Here is a 22,428-nt window from a genome sequence, read left to right as displayed (position 1 = left end):
AGAGCGTTGTCTACCCAGGCTCTCATCCGCGATGATGGGCTGTGGCCGCCACCTTCTCCAAAGGCAGCACCATGACGGAGGAGCCGATTCCGCTGCTGGATTTGACGGGGCAGTACCGCGCTTTGGCCGGGCTGTTGCAGCCGCAGCTGGAAGCGCTGCTGGCCTCTGGCCAGTACATCGGCGGGGCGGCGGTGCAGCGCTTTGAGGAGCAGTTTGCCCAGTTTTTGGGGGGTGGCTCTTTGGAGGCCGTCGGCTGCAATTCCGGCACCGATGCCTTGGTGTTGGCTTTGCAGGCTTTGGGCATCCAGGCGGGGGATGAGGTGCTCACCAGTGCCTTTAGTTTTTTTGCCTCGGCTGCCGCCATCAGCCGGGTGGGGGCGCGTCCGGTGTTTGTGGATGTGGATCCGTGCACCTTTAACCTGGATCCGCAGCTGCTGGAAAGGAGCATCTCCCCCCGCACCAAGGCGGTGGTGGTGGTGCATTTGTTTGGGCAGGCGGCCAACATGACCCAGATTCTGGCTATTGCCCGGCGGCACGGCTTGGCGGTGGTGGAAGATTGTGCCCAGGCGGTGGGGGCCTGTTGGGGGGGCAGGCCGGTGGGCACTTGGGGGGAGGTGGGCTGCTTCAGCTTTTTTCCCAGCAAGAATCTGGGTGCGGCTGGGGATGGGGGGGCGGTGGTGACGCGGGATCCCCAACTGGCCAGGCGGGTGCGGGCTCTCAGGGAGCATGGGCAGACCCGTCCGTACCACCACGAGTATCTGGGTCTCAACAGTCGTTTGGATGCGCTGCAGGCGGTGATTCTCTCGGTGAAGTTGCCTTATCTGCGGGAGTGGAACTGGCGGCGGCAGGGGATTGCGGAGTGTTACCACCGCTTGCTGCAAGGGATCCCGGGCTTGATGTTGCCCCAGGTGGGGGTGGGGGGGAACTCGGTGTGGCACCAGTACACGGTGCGGGTGGTGGGTTCTGAGGCGACGGATGGGCGGCGGCGGGACTATTTGCAGCAGGGTCTGAAGGAGCGGGGCATTGGCAGTCGGGTTTACTATCCTCTGCCGTTGCCGCTGCAGCCGGTGTACCGAGGGCTGGGCTACAGGCGGGGGGATCTGCCCAATGCCGAGCTATGTGCGGCTCAGGTGTTGTCTTTGCCGTGTTTTCCTGAGTTGACCACCTGTCAACAAGAGCGGGTGGCTGCGGCCATTGCTGAAATCCTCTCAGAAAAAACCTGCCCGTAGCACTGGTTATGGTGATTTCAAATTACACTGAAGCAGCTTGTAGATTCCAGACCTCTTTCTCCTTTGGAGAGGGGCCGGGGATGAAGGAGTGATGAGGGGACTGCGGTGTTGTGGAAACGAAGCCGAAAACTAGTTCTTCCACTACTTCAACAGACGGGAAACCTGGGGATCTTCTCCTCAGAGCAGGAATCAAGGCGCCAGGTTCGTTTTCTGCGCCGCTTCCGCTTCACCCGTATTGGGGGGCGGTTTGTCGGGATCGCCCTGTTGGTAAGTATTGCTGCTTTCAACACCGGCAACAATCCCCTGTACTTGTTGCTGGGGATGCTGCTCAGCCTTATTCTCATCAGTGGCACCCTCTCTGATCTCACCCTCAAAGATCTGGAGGTCAGCCGGCAGTTGCCTAGCCGCATTTTCGCCGGCCAGCCTGTCTTGGTGGGTCTCACGCTGGTCAATCGCAAACGGCGCCTGCCCAGCTTCTCGTTGCAGGTGAGCGAACGCATTGAGGGGCTGAGGCGGGAAGATTGGCCTTCCAGCTATGTTTTGCGGGTGGATCCCGGTGCCAAGGTGGACACTTTTTATCAGCATACTTTTTCAAAGCGGGGAGTCTGGCAGTTGCAGGGTTTTGAAGTTGCCACCAGTTTTCCATTTGAACTCTTCCGCAAGGCGGTAGAGATTAGGGATCCCCAAACGGTGATCGTGTTTCCGCGGCTCGCCCCGGTTCAAGGATTGGCGCTGTGGGATCAGCTCAGCAGCGGCAACCAATTGCGCCCCCAGCCCGGTCGAGAGGGAGACTACCTGAGCTTACGGCCCTACCGACCCCACGACGATGTGCGTTCTGTCCACTGGAAGATCTCGGCCAAACGGGATCAACTGATCGTGCGGGAGTTGGAGCGTCCACGAGCCCAGGCCATCACCCTCTGTTTTGAAAACCGCTGGCAGCCCCAGAAAGAGAGGCCCGAGATCCATCGAGACAAGTTGGAGCGAGCTGTAGAGCGCTGTGCCGGGATCCTCTTCTACTTGATGCGAGAAGGTTACCCGGTAGCACTTGTTACGTTACAAGAGCGGACTCCTTTTGGGTCAGACCTGGCCCATCAAGATCACCTGCTGACCGTGTTGGCACGACTTACTTTTGTCGGGGATCCCCAGCTCAGCCCTCCACTGGAAAGAGAACCTGATCCCTCTGTCAAGTTTGACCTCACCCCTCAAGATCGCTGTGTGCTGCTGGCCCATCCCGACCAGGATGGAAAATCTGCCCCGGCCCATCTCATCCACACGGGATCGCTGTTGCAATTTATCCCAATTGAGTGAGCTTCAGGCCCATTTTGATAGCAGGATCCATCTGAGATTGTTTGGAAAGCTTGGGCGCAGATCCTTGCAAAGCTTTAGGTTAAACTGCTGAAGAAGTGGTGGTTCACTGCTCCAACTTTTGTCGCAATTCTGGAATGGCCCGCCGCATTTGTCGATAGCCCTCCTGAATAATCGGATCTGCTTGATGAAAATCGAAGATCCCATACTGGCTCAGCTTGGGTTGCAAGAGCAAATCCGGCGGATGTTCGGCTAAAACACTGCGGGTAACGATTTGCTCCATCACGTTCAACGTCTTGCCAATAACGTCGAAAATATTGGGACCAGAGGGCTCATCTGGAAACCATTGGCTAATTTTTTCTTGGATCCCTTGTTGTAGGGATTGATAGCGTTTGCGAATGCGGGTGATGAAGTTGGTTTCTTCTTCGATCACTTCTCCTTCAGCATTCAAGCGCTGTCGCCGTTGAAGGGTTTCTTCCACCTCTGTTTCTTCCAGTTGCGACTCCACATCCGCGGGATCCACATGGTTGAGATTGACCGCAACAACAACATCGGCCCCCATCTCTCGCACCACCCGCACTGGCACCGGGTTGACAATGCCCCCATCTCCGAGATAGCGCCCTTCGTAGTAAAAGGGTGTAAAGATCCCTGGGATAGAGATGCTGGCCCGCACGGCATCTGCCATTTTGCCCGAACGCAACAGCACCTCCTGGCCTGTGATCAAGTCGGTAGCCACACAGCAAAAGGGGATCCCGGCCTCTTCAATACACAGCTCTTGCAAATGTTCTGTCAGCAGCTCATAAATTTTGTTGCCATCCAGCAGGCCACAGGTGGGAAAGACCACATCAAACAAAGACAGGATCATCTTCCAGTTGAGATCTCGCACAAAGTCTTCCAGCTCATCCAGTTCTCCCGCTGCATAAATGGCTCCCACAAAAGCGCCAATGCTCGTCCCAGCAATGTAGTCAACGGAGATCCCAGCCCGCTCTAGAGCTCGAATCACACCAATATGAGCCCATCCCCTCGCTCCGCCGCTGCCCAGTGCTAATCCCAGTTTTTTGCCCATGATTGCTCCCTCAAAAAGAGACCCAAAAGACCTCAAGAATCCTAAACCTTGCTCCCTCTAACAATTAGGTACCTGCCCTTTCCCGCAGATCGGAAGGCAGATAACTGCGTTCCCCTAAGATTTCCAGAAGGGGGCCATAGCGGTCGAACTTGACCACGCTGACCGAGGCGGCCAAAACCTCAATGCGATCCCGGTAGCGACCCAGGTCGATGCCCAGCAGGCTGCAGAGAATAACCCGAATGGTGGCCTTGTGGGAGACGATCAAGACGTGGCCGCCTGTCCATTTTTCCTGGATCTCGGCCACAACCGGCATGGCCCGATTGGCAATTTGCACGGCGGTTTCGCCCCCCGGAGGGGCGTTCCAGGCCGGCTCGGTCATCCAGCGCCAATAGGCTTCTGGGTAGGCTTCTTGCGCCTCAGCGTGGGTTTTGCCCTCCCACTCGCCGTAGTGAATTTCTCTTAGGCCCTCTCGAATCTGCATCTGCAAGCCAACTTTCTCGGCCAGGGGGCTTAGGGTAGCCAAGGCGCGCCGCATTGGGCTGACGTAGAGAGCTTGCCAAGGGATCCCAGCATAGGCTGCGGCAAAGGCTTCTGCCATTTGTTTGCCTTCGGGGGTGAGGTCGGGATCGAGAGCGCCGCAAAAGCTGCCGGAACGGCTGTAGGGAGTTTCGCCGTGTCTGAGGAGGTAAAGTCTCAGGCTCATGGGAGATGTGCGGATGGGTGGTGAACTTCGCCACTCTAGCTCTCCTTATCCCCCCTCGGGGCGGTGGTTGGTGGTGGGGATGTAGATGCGGCTGCCCGCCCACTGCAATTTTTCCCGCAGAGTGCGAAAGTAGGAGAGCTCTTTTTCCAGGATCATCAGCTTGGCCGGTGTAGGCGCTTGCTGAATGTGAACCCACTGGCCGGGATTCACCGACTGAGCCAACACGCCATCTGTCCACAGGCGGGTCAACCCTTCGGGATCGGCAAGAGGCCAAATGTCCACCCTGGCTGTGCCGCTGATGACAATAGGACGGCTAGACAAACTCAGGGGACAAATAGGGGTGATGATGATGGCGTCGAGGGTGGGCTCGAGGATGGGGCCATTGGCTGCCAGAGTGTAAGAGGTGGATCCCGTCGGTGTGGCCACCAGCACGCCATCCCCGTGGTACTGATCCAAAATCTCTCCGTTGACCTCGATCTCCATGATCGCGGCAGGCAGCCGTTCTCGGTTGATTGGCTTCAGGCAGATCTCATTGAGGGCATAGTAGACTTCGCTGGCCGGGCGGCCCTGGGGTTTTCCCTCTCCACGGGCGGCCAAGGGATCCCCTTGCCCCAACTGCGGCTGTTCCCAAATCTGGGCTTGCAACATCGTGCGGGCTTGCAAGAAAAAATCCCCTGCCTGAATGCGATCCCAGGGATCCTGTTGCAGCACCCGCTCTGACTGGGCCAAAAACCCCAGCCTACCCCCCGCTTTGATCGGCAAAATCGGGATCCCATGGGGAGCCAGGTATCGTGCCGCCGCCAACACCGAGCCATCTCCCCCCAGCACCACCGCCAGATCGATGGGATCCGAGGTGGCCTCCAAAAAGACTGGGTAGGGGTTGTGGTGCAAGCCGGTGGGAGCTGTCAACACCGTAACACCGCGCCGGCGCAACTGCTCCGCACACCTCTGGCAGGCGGCTTTGCTCTCCCGATCCCCCTCTTTGTAGGCAATCACCACCAAGCCCAAGTCCATGGTCAACCTCATCAAGGGATCCCTGTCGATTGTCCCCTTCTTCAGACTGGGGATTGCTCAGGATAATCCAGACTATCCCCCCCAAAGTTAACCAGAAAATGTTCTCTTGGACGGTGAAACCGATCACCGCAGCTCTCCCTTGAGCGTCACTGCCCCCGCCAGAGCTTTCTTCTACAACTTTTAAGTAACAGTTAAGTAAATCTGAGAAGTCACCTTGAAGAATCAACTGAAAACCCCGCCATTTCCAACAGATGGCCCCAATCCGGATCCCTGAGTTCAGCCACCGGCGTAGGCTGGTGCAGACCTCAGCAATTCGGTTTATGGTATGGACATTTCCCCTGTAATTCCTCTTCTCCAAGCTGCAAACCCATGACCGCAGATCTCACCAACCGCATTTTGGGCAACCGCTACCAGCTGATTCAAGAAATTGGTAGCGGTGGTATGGGATCCGTCTTCCGCGCCTTAGACTTACACAACAACGGCCAAGAGGTAGCTGTCAAGATCTTATATGCCCCCATGCTGCTGAGCCGGGGCGACTTCCAGACAGACTTGCGCCGTCGCTTTGCCGAAGAGATCCGCGTCAGCACCCTCTTGGGCCAGCATCCTCGCATCGTCAAGGTTTTGGATCACGGCCAAGAGGGGGAGCAGGCCTACTTGGTGATGGAGTACCTCAAGGGGCAGGATCTGGGCAAGCTGATCCGAGAAAAAGGGGCTTTGCCGGTTCGACAAGCCGTTCGACTAGCCTTGCAGGCCTGTGAGGGGCTGCACTTTGCCCACACGTTTCAGGCCAAGGTAGAGGGTCGCGAGATTCGAGGCGTTATCCATCGCGACATCAAACCCAGCAACCTCTTCATCGAGCAAGTTTTTCAAAATGGCAAGCTTATCCCCCAACTGAAAATCCTCGACTTTGGCGTGGCCAAAACCCTGGCGGATCACACCCTCAGCCTGGGCACCCAAAAAGGGGGAGGATTTATCGGCACAGCTCGCTACGCCTCTCCCGAACAGATACGGGGCAAAGCCTTGGATGCCCGCTCGGATATCTACTCCTTTGGGGTAGTGCTCTACGAGATGCTGACGGGATCCATGCCCTTTCAGCTGGAAACCGACTCCCTGCACAGCTGGATCCACGCCCATTGCTACGAAAGCCCAATCGAGATCAACCCGAAGGCAGCCCCCCAGCCGATCCCACCCCCTTTAGCAGCCGTGGTGATGGATTGCCTGAAAAAAAACCCAGACGAACGACCGCAAACGATGCGGGAGCTGGGGGAACGACTGCTGCAAGCCTATGACCTGACGGCAACCACCCAACTCTCTAGTGGCCAAGCCAGCACTGTGATCCTGCCCACCGGCAGCGCTAAGGCTCAACGGGATGCTCCACCCTCTTCTGACCCCAAGCCACCAATCCAAACCACCCGCAATACAGGATCGGCTTCTGGAGCCTTTGAAGATATCCGCGATGAGGATCTGGATCTCATCGAAGATGAGCCGGTCTCTCCCCCCTCCCCAGGTGCAGGGATCCCCTATTACATCACCGAGCGGGAACCCTCCTCAGCAGAAGCTCCGCCGGAAACACCGGATCCCTCCCCCCAAAGTGAGGATGAAACTCCCAAAACGCCCTCCACAGTGATCCCAGCCAGCAACGCTCTCCCGACCGTTCAGGATCCCCCTGTCGCTCGCCCTGCCACGCCGGCACGAACCGATACTCCCCGCACTCGCCCTCTGCGGCAAGCTGCCCCCCAAACGGTTCTGCAACCTTCCGACAGCAACCTGAAGTGGGTTTTGGCCGGGGGATCCCTGGGCGTTATGGCTTTGCTGGCCGCCTTTTTGCTGTGGCCACGCCCAACGATCCGCGATAGCCGGGAAGAACCGGATCCGATCCCTACCGCTGAAGTAACCCCAACACCTACACTCGAACCTGCTCCCACTCCAACGCCGACACCCACCCCGACTCCAGCACCAACACCCACTCCGGTGCCAACGCCCACCCCGACGCCGACGCCGACGCCCACCCCGACTCCAGCGCCAACACCCACTCCGAGACCGACACCCACCCCGACTCCAGCACCAACACCCACTCCGACACCGACGCTTACCCCTATCCCTCGATTCACCCCACTTGTCCCCCGCACTCCTACCCCCACCCCGCCTCCACCTCCTACTCCCACTGCCACACCTGCCCCGGCAACGCCAACACCTGCGGCAGAGCTGGCCCTCAGCGGCGAGTGGCTTTACGAGGGAGGATCTTTTATCTGGCAGGGATCCCTGTGCAAGGTCAATGTTGCGGCTGGCGTCCAGGAAACCGTCTCCATTCGTCAGGAGGGCAACCAGATCAGCGTTTCCTCCCCCAGCTTTTCTGAGCGCAGTGGCCAGCTCATCGGCAGCCAACTTTCTGTTAGCGGCAGGATAGGGGGTAGCGGTACCCCAACCGTTGCTTGGAGTGGCACGGTCAGCCCTGACGGGCGCGTGATTCGCGGCAGAGCCACCTGTGGCAGCGCTGACTTTGCCATCAAGCTCACCCGCCAGAGCTAGAGGCCGACACCCCCCCCTCGGTCTCCGCCGCCGCCGTCTTCCCTATCGTCCGGTTTCTGTTGCCGTTGAGGCGGTGGAGGAGGAGCAGCAAAGCTTTCGCTCACAACTTCGATGGTGTAAGGGCCTCGCCCAGGGCTGCCCGGCCCAGCGGCTGGAGAGGCATTTTGCGCCCAGTAGCTTTCCACCCGGAGCAAGTAGCAGCGGTTTTGCCGCACGGGGATGGTTAGCTGAGAGGTGGTAAAGTTGCCAGGGGCAGCATCATCATTTACAAAAACGTCAGGATCCAATCTCCGGTTGCTGTCATAGCTGCCGATGACCAATAGCGGGTCGAAAACCGGGCTGGTCAGCCGGATTGTAACCCCGGTAACGTTGGCTGCAGAGGGAAAGTAAAGAAACGCATCTGAATAGAAGGTAAACGTGCCGGGAGGGGGTGGGAATTCCCGGGCATTTTGAATATTGCCCCTCTCATCAAAATAATACTCCAAAAGGCTATTCGGCCCCAAGGTTCCACTGCGCCTATCCCCCTGTCGGCGCAGACCAATCGATGCAAAAAGGCCTGGACTGAAGGCTTGTTCGCAGACGTTCACCAGAGGCGGTATTGTACTCCCTCCACTTCCTCCACAGCCTGCCAAAACCGCAGCTGAGGCCAAAAGGCCCAAGAAAACCCTCTGCAGGGATCCCTGCGGAGCTCTAGAAGCATTCGATGCTGGCCCTGGCATAAGCACTCCTCCGGACACCGGATGTCAATGTTCCTCTAGATTACGATGCTCTGAGCAATTCTCAGCAAAATGCAGATCACTGACAGGATTTTCCCACGTTTAGGCTTGCACCGGCCTGGGGGGGCTGTTCCGCTGTTGACCTCGAGAAGGGAGCTTCAAGGGCGTAGTGGGGCCGTTGAGCCAATTTTGTCCTCAGGAAGGGATCCAGAGCAAAACCCTTTTTCGCAGTGGGCTAACCACTACTGGCGTCGGGCTTCCTGGTGAGGAAGAAATGGGCCAGGGCTGCCACACATTCTCGATCTTCGAAGAGTAGGTGGCATCGCTGCCGAACCTCCTCAGCCATGTGGTAGCGAAACTCAGAATCGGATCCCAGTTTTACGGCCAAATCCTCGTAGCTTTTCAGATCCGAGGCAATTAAACTGTCCAGCCCCATTCTTTTGAGAATGGCATAGGTATGCCGGCCCCGCATCAGCTTTCCAGGGCAAGTGATTACAGGTAACCCAATCGCAACGGCTTCTAGGGTGGTGATCCCACCTGACCAGCCGTAGGAATCCAACATGAGATCCGCACAGCGGTTGAGATCCAAGTAGTCTTGATGGTCTAATCCAGGCAGAACCAGACAGTGGTCTTCTGCATTGAGACCGTACAGGGAAAAAGCCCGGGTGAGCCGTTGCTGAAATTGTCGAGCAATGGCAGCATTGGGCAGAGCCAAGAAGACAAACTGAGCGTTGGGCACTCGCTGAGCAATAGCGGCAAAAAGATAGTCATATTGGGGCAGATATTTACCCAAGTATTGACAAGCTAGGTAAACCACTGCGTTTCTGCGCAGGCCGAAATCCTCACGATAGCGCTTTTGCTGCGGCAAAACCGGCTTTTCAAAGCAAGTGCCCAAATGAGGTAAACGAATCAGGGTTTCACTATAATGTTCTTGAGCATCCTCTGGCTCCATTAAATCGCTGGAGAGGAAATAGTCAATCGTAGAAAGCCCAGAAGTTACAGGATGAGCCCAAGTGGAGCACTGTATCGGTGCCAGTCGCAGGGAAGCCAGTTGCAGAATGAGAGGCGAAAGGCCGATCTCCAAATACACCAAAATATCCAACTGATCCTGCAGGATTTGTCGGGCTGCATCCTCAAGTCCGGTGGGAATGTGTCGAAACACATCGGCATATTGACGATACCGGTCTGTCATGAAGTCGGTTCTGGGATCCAAGTGATAGGCGAAAACTTGAAACTTCCGCTGGGCAGTTAACTAAATCCTGTGGAGCAGGGGAGAATCCCACACGCCTTCCGAGCTTTCCTTTCGGACATAAAGTCACCTGCCGACGAGAGAAAACAGGAGGTGGAACATAGTCGGGGGCAATTGGTCAGCTGAGAAGGACTCGAGGCTGTGGAGCTTCGCTTTCAGCTAGAAATCGCAGGAGCCCCGCGCTGTACTCATAAAGTCAGTGTTGGGAGAATGTACAACTTTATTTGCTTTGTGTTATACTAATATTGCGGACACCAGAAACAGCTGTTTAGGGCACTGGTAACAGTCGATTGGGGGTGCAGTAAACCACCCCAGAGGTCCGTGGTTGGCTTGCCAACTGCAGGGCTACTAAAAGCCTGTCCCGTACTGTGAAGCAGTCAGGGTCGGGTAGTTTACATCCAAATCATCTGTAGCTTTTATCATCCAAGTCTGTAGCTTTTATCATCCAAGGATGAATTCTTTCAAGGATGAATTCTTTGGCTATCTTACTCCAACAGACGCAGCAGATGCACAAGACAGAACATTTCGCTCCCTGTTTTCAAACCCTCCGGACTGTTAAGCCAACCGTCTTACTTCTAGCTCACCCTGTCTCATTCTAGAGCCGAGCAAACTAGAGAGACAATGACTTTAGAAACAGAAAAGGGCCCCTTTCTGGAGCCCTAGGAATTGGAGATAGACCACTAATTAAAATGATGTTGTAGCGGTCTTCTCAGTCAGGGCATACTTGATAATGCCTGTACCATAGGGATCCATCTGCAAGCCCTCGGGGAGTATATTTACACCTGAATTGTTATCAGCGAAGACATTACAAGACTTTCCAACGTAGTAGGCGCTGGTAATGGCTACAACCTTCTCCCCCTTCCCAAGGCCAAGCTCGCAGAGAATGGGTTTCCCACCCGCGTTTACATAAGCAGGGTTCACGGCTGTATTACCCAGAACCGCAATGATCAGGCCGCGCTGGGCAGGAGTATCGGCAAACATAGCAGGAGCGCCGTAGTTGGGGGCAGACCAGGGATCATTCTGGTACTTGTCTTTCATTGGGCCGCACCAATTGCTATTACAACCCCGAGCAATCACTGAATACGCTGTAGGGTAGCTGGTCCAGTCCAGGCGATAGGCCTCTGAGCCGCGAGAGACATCAGTCAGGGCAGCCTGCGCCTCTGCCACACGAGAGCGACGAATCTGGTTGAGAAACTGTGGAATTGCGACTGCAGTCAAGACACCCACAATCACAATGACGACTAATAGCTCGATCAGGGTAAAGCCCTTAGCCCTAGAGAGCAGAAACTGCGAGATTTTCGCACGGAGCAGAGATTGACGAAGCTTTGCACTCATGATCCAGTACCTCTCCTTGCTAGATTTATGCTGGCCTTCACTTGCCAGTACTAGCCTACCCACTTTCAGCCAAGCTCATAACATCCTAAAGACAAGTCTCTGCGAGCACTTCCAGAGGAGGACTGATACATTTACGCCGAACACCGCTGAGCATTACTGCTCAGCGGTGAAGCGATAGCATTCTGTCCATTTCCGTTCGCGTTAGCGGGACGGAGTCCGAACAGAAAGGCGGTATCCCGCAAAGCCCTGAGGAATACCCCAGAGCACTTCCTCTTCACTTCCCGGCAACCGTTGCGGTTGACTCAAGGATCGTGAGCCTTGTCTAGTATATCCCTCTCAGTGACTTTTGTCAAACCGCCTAAAGCTCAGTAAATTCAGCAAAGTTCAGGATTTTGAAGGTTAGAAACATGCTCGCCCTACCGGATGGTGTACGTATTGCATTGATCCAGCCTTTCTGTTCCCATCGCCTCAAAGTGTGGAGACACACCCCAAAATAATCCGCCGCTTCTCTCGGTTTTACATACCTAGCCATACCAAGCAGCCATACTGAACATACTGTACATTATTTTCAGTATAGTCAAGCGTATCATTGACTAGAGTCATGCTCGCCTGGTGGGGTTGTGCCCTAGGCAACTGCCTGCCAAGTGCGTCTCCTGCAGCGTTTGATCTCCAGGGCAGCCCAGGGCAGCATGGGGGTCAGGTTAGCCACAGAGCTGGCCTGAAAGCCAGGGAAGGCCATAACCAGCCTAGCTAAACCCGCTTAGCCCAACTCCTACAGTCGTCGTATAATCAGGCCAGCCAGTCCTACTGCCTGCCTATGTCAATGTCACCCTCTAACTCCGCTGTTATAGATGAGATTGCTGCTCAGGGACGAGCTGCCCTTGCTTGCTCTGAAATAGACTTCCGAGATTGGGTTAGGGTCTATGTCGGCACTCTCTCTCCTTCAGAATGGGGGCAAGCCCTAACAAAAGTTATCTACCCCGAATCCAACATTGTCTGGGAAGAGACTTTAGAAACGCACCAAGAAGCCACACAAATGGCAATTCGTAGACTTTTATACGTGGAGCCTAGAAAAGCCTACTCCCTCTACATGGCTTTATTGAATGTTTCTTTAATCAGCCGAGAGGAGCTGATCTCACTAATGCTCGAGGCAGCGCAGGAAATTGCCTCCTTATCTGGCAAGCAGCCTGTTTACCAATCAAAGATCACTTATGACCAGTCGCTAAAAATAAGAGAACTTATTTTTGAGCTAGATCCCCTGCAAAAATCCAATAACCTACTTTTGCTCTATGACGCAATTAAACGAGAAGACGAACTAGCAATTCTTGCTTACTCCTCCGCAGTAGCTGAAAGCATAAGCTCTGGTTTAGAAATTACTGACTTATCGCAAGAAATTCTCTTTCTAGATGTTGTTCGCAACCTACTAGATGAGGGATATCTTGAGATCTTTTTTGATCTCTTAGAAGCCTTTGCTCAAAAGACTCCGCAGCCACAGCACCGCTCGATCATGGCAGCATTGTCTCTGCTATCAGAAATTTACCTTCCTGAAAGATCCGAATCTTACAAGAAGTTCTCTACACCAAAGGATTGGCTAACTGGCTATGGGATCCAGTTAATTTCCATGCTAATGGAAGAATCGACAAGCCTAGGCTACTCAGTTGTAGCTGAAAAGCTGCTTTCGCTTGCCTCCGAAGAAGATGAAAGATCTGCCAGCTTTATCTACTTACTAGAAAATGCTATGGCGCTGTTTGCTAAAGCCGCTCTCACAGACAAAGTAAGGCTTGTGATTGACAAGTTTCTAAACCTATGGCCATTGGAAAGTCTGCAATCTATAAGGGACAAGCTTCTCAACCAAGAACCGGTGGATGATAACATTCAGAATCTTGCCCGAGCTTTCATGTTTTCTGTATGCTTTTTTATCAACTACATCAGTGATGACAGGAAAGCTATACGAAAGCTAACCAACCTCTCTGCAGATATACTTCAACTTATTCTTTTATCGTATCGAAAAGATTTATGCTTGGATAACTTAGACAGCGAACTCAACAGCGAACTCAGAAGTCTGGCCACTGAGCACAGAGGATCGTCTTTCCGAAAGCTAAGGATAGGCTATCTGGGCATATGTTTCATGAGCCACTCAGTGGGCGTTATGTCTCATCAGGTGCTAGCTTCTCATGATCCTGAGAGAGTAGAAGTCTACTATTACTACTTGATGGGCCTGGCAACAGAAGAACTTCTCTCTATTGACCCTATTTACCAAAGCTTTATATCTCACAAAGCTCACTTCCGTCATCTTTCTAAAAACCTGAGCATAAAAGAAATTCTGGAAATAATAAGGGGTGATAATCTCGATATTCTTGTTCACCTTGACTCGTTGACAGATCGAGTTAGTAACTACGTTATGGCATACCGTTGTGCGCCTATCCAGTGCAGTTGGCTAGGGGGAGATTCTTCTGGCCTGCAATCCCTAGACTATTTCTTTGTTGATCCATACCTGCTTCCCGATGAAGCTCAAGATGATTATCGCGAGGAATTAGTTCGATTGCCTGCTTATGCAGCTGTCAATCACTTTGCTGTAGATCCTCAAGATCATCAGATATTTTCTAGAGCCCTGAGTGTTACCTCTGAAAATGTTCTTCTCTTTACGGCTGCTCATGCATACAAGCGCAATGATCAATGTGTGGAAGCTCACCTACAAGTCTTGCTAAACTCCCCTAACTCGATACTGGTTGTGAAAGGCAAGGGAGAAGCTCCATCAATGATTGAAATGTACCGGAAAAGAGCTAGAGCGCTAGGAGTGGAGGATCGAGTTCGCTTTCTAGCTAGAACGGAGTATACGGGTCTACACCGCGGTCAGCTGGGGCTGTTTGATCTAATGCTAGATACATTTCCATACACAGGCGCCACTCACACGATGGAGGCCTTGTATATGGGTTTGCCGGTGTTGACCTTGGTTGGCAGACATTATTTTGGTCGAATGAGCTATAGCTTACTTAGGAATATAGGTCTTGATGACTGTATTACCTGGTCAGTTGAAGAATTTATTGAGCGAGGAATCCAGCTGGCTAACAATCCAGAGCGACTGGCCAAGGCCAAACAGACTATTCGAGAGTCCTACAGTAAGTCGATCATCTGGGATCCAAAACGTTTGGCTATGGCTATTGAAAAGACCTATTTTGATCTGGCTCATAAACATCAGATTATCGACCAGGTTCCTCCTCTAGACGGGGGTGAACCTAGACTCCAGGTCAGTCAGCGTATCCGCCTTCATATCGGGGGAAAAGATCCCCATCCAGACTGGAAGATCCTAGACATCCAACCAAGAGAGTACGTGGATTACGTTGGCAACGCTATGGATCTCAGTCAATTTGAAGACAACTCCGTAGAAGCCATCTACGCCTCCCACGTTCTGGAGCACTTCGACTATGTGCGAGAATTGCCTGTTGTTCTCAAAGAGTGGCATCGAGTTTTACATTTCGGTGGCCAGTTAATGATTAGTGTTCCTGACTTACCTACTCTTTGTCACCTTTATATGGAGGAAGGAGCTTCCGCCGAGCAGCGATTTAGTATTATGCGCATGATGTTTGGTGAACAGACAGATGAGCATGACTATCACAAAGTTGGTCTCTCGTGGGAATATCTGTTCATGTTGCTGACTCAGGCAGGCTTTCGGATTATCCGCAAGGTAGATCGGTTCGGCTTATTTAATGACTGTAGTGAAATGGTTGTTTTCGGTAAACCTGTTAGTCTAAACATAATTGCGACCAAGTAAATTAAATTAAAATAAAAAAAGTTGTCTGGTTCTAGGCAATTCCTATCTCCCTAACTATCTTTTGGTATGAAATCAGTAGTTATTATCACCGCAGCCGACTCCAAGTTCTTCGATCTAGTGCAGGGAACTGTTCTTTCCATCCGAGGTAAGGAGCAGGGTAAATCTGTTGAGATAGGCTTCTTCGATTTGGGCTGTACCCCTGAGCAAGTAGACTGGCTTTCAAAACACGTCAATTACATTGTTGAGCCGGATTGGAACTATAACTTTGCTGGAGTTGAGAGTGTGCCTTCTTATCTGCGGGGATTACTAGCTCGGCCCCGGCTACGTAGGTACTTTCCAGACTATGAAGTTTATATTTGGATTGACGCAGATGCTTGGGTTCAGGATTGGTTCGGGATTGACTTGCTCATCCAGCGAAGCAAAAAGCGAGGGCTAGCTATTGTTCCGGAGATTGACCGAGGGAATAGATTACTCTATGGCCCAAAAGATTACCTAATTGATCTTAGTGAAGCTTACAGATACCACTTTCCCAGTCTGAGTGTCGAGGACTTACATACGTACCCCCTCCTTAATGCTGGTGTTTTTGCAATGTCCTATACTGCCAAGCACTGGGATCTTTGGGACTTTCGGCTTTCTCAAGCTTTAGCTAGAAGACCTTCTATCATAACCGATCAACTCGCTCTAAATGTAGCGGTCTATCTAGATGGGCTACTTAAGGAAACAGAACTTCTACCTGCCTATTGCAATTGGACTTGTCACTACGGACTGCCAAAATGGGATCCAAGGCAAAACCTACTTGTTGAGCCTTACCTACCTCACACTCCTATTTCTATCATACACCTAACCAGCCATAGTAAAAGAGAGGGAAGGCATGTACTATTGACCACTGAAGATGAGAAAATTGAAATGAGCTTAAAGTTTAGCGATGCCTCGCTGGAACACCAGAAGCAAAGCTTGACGCCTGCTTCCGCAGAGCAACTGAGTTTTACTACTTTAGGGATTTATCTAAGCCAGATTAATCTAGCTCTTTTTCCCGATTGGGATCCAAATCTTCGGGAATCAGTTACTGCAAGCTTGGAGCCTTTACTAAAGTCTATTCTGCTTAGTTCCAATCCTCAGCATTACGCTTTGATCGTGTCTGCAGAGCCAGACTACGGGATGGCGGAGTCAGTTCTGGAAGCCGCAGCAGCTAACGTTACTATCGAGCTTATGGATTTGGGACACGAGTTAAGTGTTGAGCCGTCTATTTCTTTGGTTAAAACTCTTAACTCTGAGCAGTGGAAGCGACTACTGGCTCGGGTTGATTACTACTACCCCCTTACTCACGGGCGAATCCCCGCAGGGATCCAGCCTGCCCTGGATAAGCTGCCCCGCTTCGAGTTTCCTACTGGTTAGAGCCCTGAGGTGATAAAGAAAAGTTAACCGGAAGAGCGTAGCAACTGCATCAGCTGCTGGGGCGTCATCTGCTCGTAGGGCTCAAAGGGCTGGTGGATCCAAGGGTTATCCGGCAAATAGTCCACATAGTAGTCGGGTTGATAGACGGAGGCGGCCTTGTACCACAGTACGCCGGTGCGGATCTCCTCGATGTAGAAGCCGTAGTGGTGCTTGAGCCAGTGGACAGAGCGCTTTAGGGTCATGCCAGAGTCTGCCAGATCGTCCACCAACAGCACGTGGCTGCCCAGGTTGGCGGTGGTCATGGCTAGATCCCGCGAGAAGGTCAGTTGCCCCCGCTGGCGGTTACCGGGCCCAGAGTAGGAAGAGGCTGAGAGAATAGCCAGGGGCAGGTCGAAAAGACGGGCCAAGGTATCGCCGATGCGCAGCCCCCCCTTGGCAATACAGACGATTTGGTTAAATTCCCACCCGCTTTCGTAGACTTTGACGGCCAACTCCTCGATTTTGCGGTGGTAGTCGGCCCAGGTAATGGAAATTTCGTGCAAGGGATCCCCCTCTACCCATCTAGAGTGCTCAGTTTAATAATGACGCTTCTCCCCTCGACTAGGGACTAGCTTTCTTTCAGAGGGATCACCTTCACCCAATGGGCATAGGCCGGATCCCGATTTTCGGTAATTGCCGTCAGCTTCTGCCGCAACTGCTCGGTGATGGGGCGGGAGGGGGGCAGGACGTACTGCTCGATCTGGCGGATGGGCGTAATCTTGGCAGCAGTGCCGGTTAAAAAGGCCTCGTCAGCAATCAATAGCTCCGATTTGTCAACGGGCCGTTCTTGGGTAGGGATCCCCAGATCACGGGCCAGGGTGAGGACACTGTCGCGGGTGATCCCTTCCAAGATATCTTGGTCGAAGCTGGGGGTAATCAGCACGCCATTGCGCACGATGAAGATGTTCATGCCCGAGGCTTCGCTCACTTTGCCCTGGGAGTTCATCAAAATGGCCTCGTCATAGCCAGCCTGCGCCGCCTCGGTTTTGGCCAAAGAGGAAGTGATGTAGGCGCCGGTGATCTTGCCCCGCAATGGTAGGCTGCGATCCTCTTGCCGGGCCCAAGAGCTGATGCGGCAACTAACTCCCTCTGGCGAGAGGTAGTCCCCCAGTTCCAAGCCGTACACGAAAAAGTCTTTCTCAATGTTGTGCAGCCGCGGCGAGATGCCTAGGTCGGAGGTGTACACCAAGGGGCGGATGTAGAAAGACGTGGAGGGACGGTTTTTTCGGATCAGCTCGACGATCACCTGCTCAATCCGTTCAGCAGGGAGATCAAAACAGAGCAGGCGGGCGCTTTGACTCAGTCGTCGGCAATGGCGATCCAGACGGAACACCAGAACTTGATCCGGGTTTTGCGGGTCTGGGATCCCGCGTAGGCCGCCGAACGCCGCTGTCCCGTAGTGCAGAGCATGGGTGGCAATGGAGATCTTCGCCTCAGCAAAGGGGACAATCTGGCCCTGAAAGTAGGCGTAGGGCAGAAAATCTGGCATGGTCGGCACCCACCGGGGTAGGAATGAGAGGTAGGAATATTATCACCGATTCGTGCAGTGCCGGGAGCTCCAACGTCGGCATGACTTCCCTGCCTGTAGTAGCAGCACGCGGGATAGGTGTAGAGGTATTTCTCCCCCGCAGCAGCGTTGTTTAGCCAGTCAGTTTCCGAGAGGGCTGGATTGGAGAAGCAAACAGTTCGTAGCTGAAGAGGGGCCGAGCAGCTACACCCTATGACGCAAAGGGGGTGAACTCCTTGCGAAGGCAGCAATGCTCCTTGTGGCAAGGCTTCTTTGGTCTCAGGGTGGTAGGGTAAGGAGGTGGTTGCTCAAGCAGCTGTAAATAAAGCCTGCAAAACTTTCGATTGCTTCCTTACTTTTGCTTCGCATTTTGTCCCCCGCTAGCCCGATGCTGTCGACGGGTGGGAGCCGGAGGGCTGCTTTTGCCCAATCTTTTGCTCCAGATATCCCCATTGAGGAAGCCATTCAGATCGCTCGATCTGCCGTGCCCAATGCCGTGATCAAAAAATGATCAAAAAAGATGAGTTGGAGCTTAAACATGGGCGCCTAGTTTGGGAAGTGAAATTTACCAACGATATTGAAGTCAAGATCGATGCCACTACCGGTGACATTGTCGATATCGACGATTAGCACTCAGGAGGTGCCCTTGCCTAGGCGGGGGTGAGCGTTGCCGGAAAAGGTTGTAGCTGTTACTGCTTGATGAATGAGAACTGCGAAAGCCGGGGATCCCTTTCCTTTTGGGCATGGGGAAAGCGTCTACACGGTAGCTGCCTGATGGCTGAAGCCGGTTCGACAGCTGGCTAGGGACAGGTGGTGGGGTCAGGCTGAGCTAGAATGCTGTCTATCCGTCTTGCTGCTCCCCCTGATGGACGACCCCCCTTTAGCCTCGGCGGCTACTTTCCCCAACACTGAGCTTTCGTGGGGAGATGCGTCGCTTAGTCTCCTTTGGGTCATCGGTCTTCTGGTCATCAACGCTTTCTTTGTCGCAGTCGAGTTTTCCTTGGTATCGGCGCGGCGCTCCCGCATGGTGCAGTTGGCGAGCGAGGGAAACCGCCAGGCGGCAATTGTGCAAAAAGCCCAAGAGCAACTGGAATATGCCCTCTCCACCACCCAGTTGGGCATTACTCTGGCCAGTGTATTGCTGGGCTGGATCGGGGCTACGCAAGTGGCGCCGACGCTGTTTCTGGCCTTGAGGCAGTTGGCTTGGCTTCAGAACCTGGATCCGGCCCTTATTCGAGGGGTGGCAGTGGTGCTGGTGTTTTCGCTGCTCACCTACTTTCAGATTGTGGTGGGGGAGCTGATCCCCAAAACTCTGGCCATCCTCTATTCGGAGCCGATTGCGCTCAAACTGGCCTGGCTCAATCGTTTGGTCAGCCGTATCCTAAGACCTTTTGTAGAGCTGCCCCGCTTTTCCTCTCGGTGTGTGCTGCGGCTTTTGGGAGTCCAGATTCCGGAGGCCAGCTCCTTTTACAGCACCATGACGGTGGAGGAGTTGCAACTGCTGATCGCCTCTTCGGTGGAGTCGGGCAACATCGAGGCGGAAGAGCGAGAGCTGTTGAGCAACATCTTCGAGTTTGGCGAGACGGTGGCCAGCGAGGTGATGATCCCGCGTACCAGCATCGACGCTGTGCCGGAAACTGCAACGGTGCAAGAGGTGCTGGCCGAGGTGGCCGAATCAGGACACTCCCGTTACCCGGTCTACGGCGAGTCTTTGGATGACATCCGCGGGCTGATCCACGTTAAGGAGTTGATCGGCCAGTTGGCCAAGGGATCCATCGACCTCCACAGCCCCATCACCAACTTCATCCGCGAGGCCCACTTTGAGCCGGAGAACAAGCCAATTGCCGAACTGTTGCCCGAAATGAGGCAGCACCACTGGCCGATGGTGATGGTGGTGGATGAGTTTGGCGGCACGGCGGGCCTGATCACCGTTCAAGACTTGGTGGAGGAGATCGTCGGCAAGCTCTCCGATGGCCCGGATCCCAACACCAAGGAGCCGGACATCCAAGAACTTGACGAAAATACCTTGCTCATCCAGGCTCAGCTAGATATTGAAGAGATCAACGAGCGCTGTGGCCTCAACCTGCCTTTGCACAAGGATTACCAAACGCTGGGGGGCTTTTTGATCTACCACATGCAGAAGATCCCACGTGCTGGGGAAAAGTTCACCTACAAAGAGATGGAGTTTCAGGTGGTGCGCATGGAGGGGCCACGGGTGGATCGGGTGAAGGTAGCCCGCCGCCCCGGCACCCCGGCAAACTCCCTACCGCTGCTCCCCCCAGCGCAAACGGCAAAAGCCCGTCCATAAACCTGCTGGAGAGGACTAGGCCGTTGCTTTGACCACCTTCAGGGTTTGTAGGCGCACATCCTCTGGGCCGTTGATAAAGCCGCCTGCCTCATGCACCAACAGCAGATAGTTCACCGCCTCTTGAGTCACCTCTTCTCCCGGCACCAAAATCGGGATCCCAGGTGGATAGGGGGAGATGATCTCGGCGCAGATATGGCCCACTGCTTCTTGGAAAGGCACCCGCTGAATGGGGGCAAAAAAAGCCTCCCGGGGTGATAGCCGTTGTGGTGGCAAGCAAGGACGGGGCAGTTGTGCCAGCCGCTGCATTTTTTCCATTGCCGCTCTGGATGGGCGGGATCCCTGAAAATGTTGCGACAGGGCGGCGAAACTTTCCACCAGGCGGTCAATGTCTCGCTGGGTATTGCCGATGCTGACAATGAAGACCACATTGTGCAGGGTGGACATCTCCGGCTGCACGTGGAAGTGATCGTTAACCCAGTCGTGAGCGTCGAAGCCAAAGAGGCCCAGCCCCGACACCGTCACGGTCAAGCGGGTGCGATCCAAATCGAAAAAGCCGGGAGTGGAGCCAATGCGTTCCGGGCCAAAACAGAAGATCCCGGAAATACGGTTGAGGCGGGCGCGGGCCTGATCCGCCAAAGCCAAGGCTTGGCTCAGCAGGGCTTCTCCCTCCAGTGCCATCTGCCGCCGTGCCACATCCAGCGACATCATCAGCACATAGCTGGGACTGGTCGATTGCAGCAGTTGCAGAATGTTGCGCACCCGGTTGGGGTCAATACGGGATCCCTTGAGGTGCAGCATCGAGGCCTGGGTCATGCCGGAGATCACCTTGTGGGTGGACTGCACCACCAGATCGGCTCCGGCTTCCAAGGCCGAAATGGGCAATTCCGAATGAAACCCAAAATGGGGCCCGTGGGCCTCGTCCACCAATAGCGGTAGGCCATGGGCATGGGCGATGGCTGCCAGAGATTCCAGGTCGCAGCAAACCCCGTAGTAGGTGGGGCTGACTACCAAAACGCCTTTGGCATCGGGATGCTCCGCCAAGGCCCCCTCCAAACCGGCTGGGGTAATCCCGTGGGCAATGCCCAGCTCCGGGTCAAAATCCGGCTCGATATAGGCCGGCACCGCCCCAGAGAGGATCACCCCGGCAATGGCGGATTTGTGGCAGTTGCGCGGCAAGAGGATCTTGTCTCCCGGATCGCACACCGCCATCACCAGTGTTTCCACGCCACAGGTGGAACCGTTGACCAAAAACCAACTGCGATCCGCTCCATAAGCTGCTGCCGCCAGCTCCTGGGCCTCCCGGATCACCCCATCGGGATCGTGGAGGTTGTCCACCTCTGGCAACTCGGTCAGATCCGCCCGGAAGACGTTCTCTCCCAGAAAGGCTTGCAGATCGGCAGGGATCCCACGTCCCTGTTTGTGGCCTGGCGTGTGAAAAGGAGCCTTATCCAAGCTGCAATAGTGGCGGATGGCCTCAAATAGAGGTGCTCGCTCCTGGGCTTTGCGATCCAGCGAGCGCAAGCAACGAGAGGTTTTGGACAGATTGGACAGAACCACAGACCACTCCTCAACACACCAGGTGGGCATTTTGTGATTATCCATCCCAATGGAGGCTAAGTCCACCGCTGGCGCTTTTCCTGCTAGCCTGGGTTTTCAGGTGGCCTTTCTTCCTCTCCTGTATGTTTGAAAAACTGCCCTTCCCCCTGAGCACTCTCGTGTTGCTGGCCGGCGTTGCCGCCACGGCTTGGGGCTTTGCCCACTACAACGATCCCACCCTCAATCTCATCGGCCTGTTTGCCGGGATCCCCTTGCTGTTGGGAGGGGTGACCATGAAGGTAGTGGAACTCAAGCCGGTACCTGCCCTGGCCGCCCCTTCTCTCGAGGTGATCCAAGCCCGCGCCCAGCAGGCCACGGAAATTCAAAAGCAAGTCCGCGCCGATATCACCAAATATAGCTACGGGGCTAATGCCCACCTGGAAGATGCCCTGGAGTTTCTGGGTCTGCGCGGCCCTCTGGAAGCAGATCTGCCCAAGGTGAGAGGGTACAGAGAAGAGCTGCGAGATGGCCGGTATACCTTGGTGCTTCTGTTCGATTCCCCCAAGGTTCCCTTCCAACAATGGCAGGAAAGCTACCAGAAAAAAATGCAAGGCTTCTTTGGCCGAGATGTGGAGGTGCAACTGGGGCAGCCCCAAGAAAATCAGGTGGAATTGGCGCTTGTTGCCCGAGGTGGATCCCAGGCCACTTGAAGAAGCCATTAGCTG

General features: G+C 54.3%; 17 protein-coding genes and 1 pseudogene. 8 read left to right on the top strand and 10 right to left on the bottom strand.

Annotated elements, in window-relative coordinates; genetic code table 11:
• Positions 1 to 71: 71 nt before the first annotated feature.
• Positions 72 to 1,229 (top strand): DegT/DnrJ/EryC1/StrS family aminotransferase, encoded by a 1,158-nt coding sequence (locus ACVWXW_RS12515; protein ID WP_457404050.1) that lies wholly within the window; start codon positions 72 to 74, stop codon positions 1,227 to 1,229.
• A 264-nt stretch (positions 1,230 to 1,493) separates the two neighbouring features.
• A complete protein-coding gene (locus ACVWXW_RS12510) occupies positions 1,494 to 2,537 on the top strand; it encodes a DUF58 domain-containing protein (RefSeq protein ID WP_414413005.1) in 1,044 nt (347 codons plus the stop codon).
• Between the two features lie 103 nt (positions 2,538 to 2,640).
• Here the strand turns inward: ACVWXW_RS12510 and ACVWXW_RS12505 are convergent, their stop codons facing one another.
• From ACVWXW_RS12505 to ACVWXW_RS12495, 3 genes are all read right to left on the bottom strand, one after another.
• On the bottom strand, positions 2,641 to 3,600 hold the full coding sequence (locus tag ACVWXW_RS12505; RefSeq protein ID WP_457404047.1) for a patatin-like phospholipase family protein: 960 nt from the start codon (positions 3,598 to 3,600) through the stop codon (positions 2,641 to 2,643).
• A 64-nt stretch (positions 3,601 to 3,664) separates the two neighbouring features.
• The gene (locus ACVWXW_RS12500; protein WP_414390208.1) at positions 3,665 to 4,303 is read right to left on the bottom strand and encodes a histidine phosphatase family protein; all 639 of its coding nucleotides are present in this window, start codon (positions 4,301 to 4,303) and stop codon (positions 3,665 to 3,667) included.
• Between the two features lie 45 nt (positions 4,304 to 4,348).
• The gene (locus ACVWXW_RS12495) at positions 4,349 to 5,317 is read right to left on the bottom strand and encodes an NAD(+) kinase (RefSeq protein ID WP_457404049.1); all 969 of its coding nucleotides are present in this window, start codon (positions 5,315 to 5,317) and stop codon (positions 4,349 to 4,351) included.
• Between the two features lie 369 nt (positions 5,318 to 5,686).
• Between ACVWXW_RS12495 and ACVWXW_RS12490 the strand changes: the two genes are divergently transcribed.
• On the top strand, positions 5,687 to 7,846 hold the full coding sequence (locus tag ACVWXW_RS12490) for a serine/threonine protein kinase (RefSeq protein WP_457404046.1): 2,160 nt from the start codon (positions 5,687 to 5,689) through the stop codon (positions 7,844 to 7,846).
• Here the strand turns inward: ACVWXW_RS12490 and ACVWXW_RS12485 are convergent.
• The 4 genes and pseudogenes from ACVWXW_RS12485 to ACVWXW_RS12470 form a co-directional block, all read right to left on the bottom strand.
• On the bottom strand, positions 7,843 to 8,565 hold the full coding sequence (locus ACVWXW_RS12485) for a hypothetical protein (RefSeq protein ID WP_457404045.1): 723 nt from the start codon (positions 8,563 to 8,565) through the stop codon (positions 7,843 to 7,845). The genes ACVWXW_RS12490 and ACVWXW_RS12485 overlap by 4 nt on opposite strands.
• A gap of 232 nt (positions 8,566 to 8,797) precedes the next feature.
• Complete coding sequence (locus ACVWXW_RS12480) at positions 8,798 to 9,754, bottom strand: O-linked N-acetylglucosamine transferase, SPINDLY family protein (protein WP_457404044.1); 957 nt, start codon at positions 9,752 to 9,754, stop codon at positions 8,798 to 8,800.
• Positions 9,755 to 10,495: 741 nt separating this feature from the next.
• Positions 10,496 to 11,146 (bottom strand): type IV pilin protein, encoded by a 651-nt coding sequence (locus ACVWXW_RS12475; RefSeq protein ID WP_457404043.1) that lies wholly within the window; start codon positions 11,144 to 11,146, stop codon positions 10,496 to 10,498.
• 403 nt (positions 11,147 to 11,549) lie between these two features.
• Positions 11,550 to 11,678, bottom strand: a pseudogene (locus tag ACVWXW_RS12470) (MerR family DNA-binding transcriptional regulator); the annotation flags it as partial.
• A 285-nt stretch (positions 11,679 to 11,963) separates the two neighbouring features.
• Between ACVWXW_RS12470 and ACVWXW_RS12465 the strand changes: the two are divergent.
• Both ACVWXW_RS12465 and ACVWXW_RS12460 read left to right on the top strand, forming a co-directional pair.
• Positions 11,964 to 14,918 (top strand): O-linked N-acetylglucosamine transferase family protein, encoded by a 2,955-nt coding sequence (locus ACVWXW_RS12465; protein ID WP_457404042.1) that lies wholly within the window; start codon positions 11,964 to 11,966, stop codon positions 14,916 to 14,918.
• A 66-nt stretch (positions 14,919 to 14,984) separates the two neighbouring features.
• Positions 14,985 to 16,313, top strand: a complete 1,329-nt coding sequence (locus tag ACVWXW_RS12460; RefSeq protein ID WP_457404041.1) for a hypothetical protein — start codon at positions 14,985 to 14,987, stop codon at positions 16,311 to 16,313.
• A gap of 23 nt (positions 16,314 to 16,336) precedes the next feature.
• Here the strand turns inward: ACVWXW_RS12460 and ACVWXW_RS12455 are convergent, their stop codons facing one another.
• Together ACVWXW_RS12455 and ACVWXW_RS12450 are read right to left on the bottom strand one after the other, a co-directional pair.
• Complete coding sequence (locus ACVWXW_RS12455; protein ID WP_414329088.1) at positions 16,337 to 16,855, bottom strand: phosphoribosyltransferase; 519 nt, start codon at positions 16,853 to 16,855, stop codon at positions 16,337 to 16,339.
• 65 nt (positions 16,856 to 16,920) lie between these two features.
• Entirely contained in the window at positions 16,921 to 17,841 is a 921-nt protein-coding gene (locus ACVWXW_RS12450; protein ID WP_414343490.1) for a branched-chain amino acid transaminase, read from the bottom strand.
• A gap of 525 nt (positions 17,842 to 18,366) precedes the next feature.
• On the opposite strand from ACVWXW_RS12450, the gene ACVWXW_RS12445 reads away from it, so the two are divergent.
• Together ACVWXW_RS12445 and ACVWXW_RS12440 are read left to right on the top strand one after the other, a co-directional pair.
• Positions 18,367 to 18,489, top strand: coding sequence for a PepSY domain-containing protein (locus tag ACVWXW_RS12445; protein ID WP_414329089.1), 123 nt, complete (start codon positions 18,367 to 18,369; stop codon positions 18,487 to 18,489).
• Between the two features lie 235 nt (positions 18,490 to 18,724).
• Positions 18,725 to 20,167, top strand: coding sequence for a hemolysin family protein (locus tag ACVWXW_RS12440; protein ID WP_457404040.1), 1,443 nt, complete (start codon positions 18,725 to 18,727; stop codon positions 20,165 to 20,167).
• 15 nt (positions 20,168 to 20,182) lie between these two features.
• Here the strand turns inward: ACVWXW_RS12440 and ACVWXW_RS12435 are convergent, their stop codons facing one another.
• Entirely contained in the window at positions 20,183 to 21,724 is a 1,542-nt protein-coding gene (locus tag ACVWXW_RS12435) for an aminotransferase class I/II-fold pyridoxal phosphate-dependent enzyme (RefSeq protein WP_457404039.1), read from the bottom strand.
• 122 nt (positions 21,725 to 21,846) lie between these two features.
• Here ACVWXW_RS12435 and ACVWXW_RS12430 point away from each other — a divergent pair, with 122 nt between their 5' ends.
• The gene (locus tag ACVWXW_RS12430; RefSeq protein ID WP_011432137.1) at positions 21,847 to 22,413 is read left to right on the top strand and encodes a DUF2854 domain-containing protein; all 567 of its coding nucleotides are present in this window, start codon (positions 21,847 to 21,849) and stop codon (positions 22,411 to 22,413) included.
• Positions 22,414 to 22,428: the final 15 nt, after the last annotated feature.

This window comes from Thermostichus sp. MS-CIW-30 (genome assembly GCF_054058015.1).
The sequence above is the reverse complement of the archived record's forward strand: the minus strand, read 5'-3'. Positions and strand labels throughout refer to the sequence as shown.

Excerpts from the sequence above, each read along its gene's own strand:
- ACVWXW_RS12505 (WP_457404047.1), bottom strand. The coding sequence starts at position 3,600 with ATGGGCAAAAAACTGGGATTAGCACTGGGCAGCGGCGGAGCGAGGGGA.
- ACVWXW_RS12445 (WP_414329089.1), top strand. The coding sequence starts at position 18,367 with ATGATCAAAAAAGATGAGTTGGAGCTTAAACATGGGCGCCTAGTTTGG.
- ACVWXW_RS12440 (WP_457404040.1), top strand. The coding sequence starts at position 18,725 with ATGGACGACCCCCCTTTAGCCTCGGCGGCTACTTTCCCCAACACTGAG.
- ACVWXW_RS12475 (WP_457404043.1), bottom strand. The coding sequence starts at position 11,146 with ATGAGTGCAAAGCTTCGTCAATCTCTGCTCCGTGCGAAAATCTCGCAG.
- ACVWXW_RS12485 (WP_457404045.1), bottom strand. The coding sequence starts at position 8,565 with ATGCCAGGGCCAGCATCGAATGCTTCTAGAGCTCCGCAGGGATCCCTG.
- ACVWXW_RS12500 (WP_414390208.1), bottom strand. The coding sequence starts at position 4,303 with ATGAGCCTGAGACTTTACCTCCTCAGACACGGCGAAACTCCCTACAGC.
- ACVWXW_RS12495 (WP_457404049.1), bottom strand. The coding sequence starts at position 5,317 with ATGGACTTGGGCTTGGTGGTGATTGCCTACAAAGAGGGGGATCGGGAG.
- ACVWXW_RS12460 (WP_457404041.1), top strand. The coding sequence starts at position 14,985 with ATGAAATCAGTAGTTATTATCACCGCAGCCGACTCCAAGTTCTTCGAT.
- ACVWXW_RS12515 (WP_457404050.1), top strand. The coding sequence starts at position 72 with ATGACGGAGGAGCCGATTCCGCTGCTGGATTTGACGGGGCAGTACCGC.
- ACVWXW_RS12490 (WP_457404046.1), top strand. The coding sequence starts at position 5,687 with ATGACCGCAGATCTCACCAACCGCATTTTGGGCAACCGCTACCAGCTG.
- ACVWXW_RS12450 (WP_414343490.1), bottom strand. The coding sequence starts at position 17,841 with ATGCCAGATTTTCTGCCCTACGCCTACTTTCAGGGCCAGATTGTCCCC.
- ACVWXW_RS12465 (WP_457404042.1), top strand. The coding sequence starts at position 11,964 with ATGTCAATGTCACCCTCTAACTCCGCTGTTATAGATGAGATTGCTGCT.
- ACVWXW_RS12480 (WP_457404044.1), bottom strand. The coding sequence starts at position 9,754 with ATGACAGACCGGTATCGTCAATATGCCGATGTGTTTCGACACATTCCC.
- ACVWXW_RS12430 (WP_011432137.1), top strand. The coding sequence starts at position 21,847 with ATGTTTGAAAAACTGCCCTTCCCCCTGAGCACTCTCGTGTTGCTGGCC.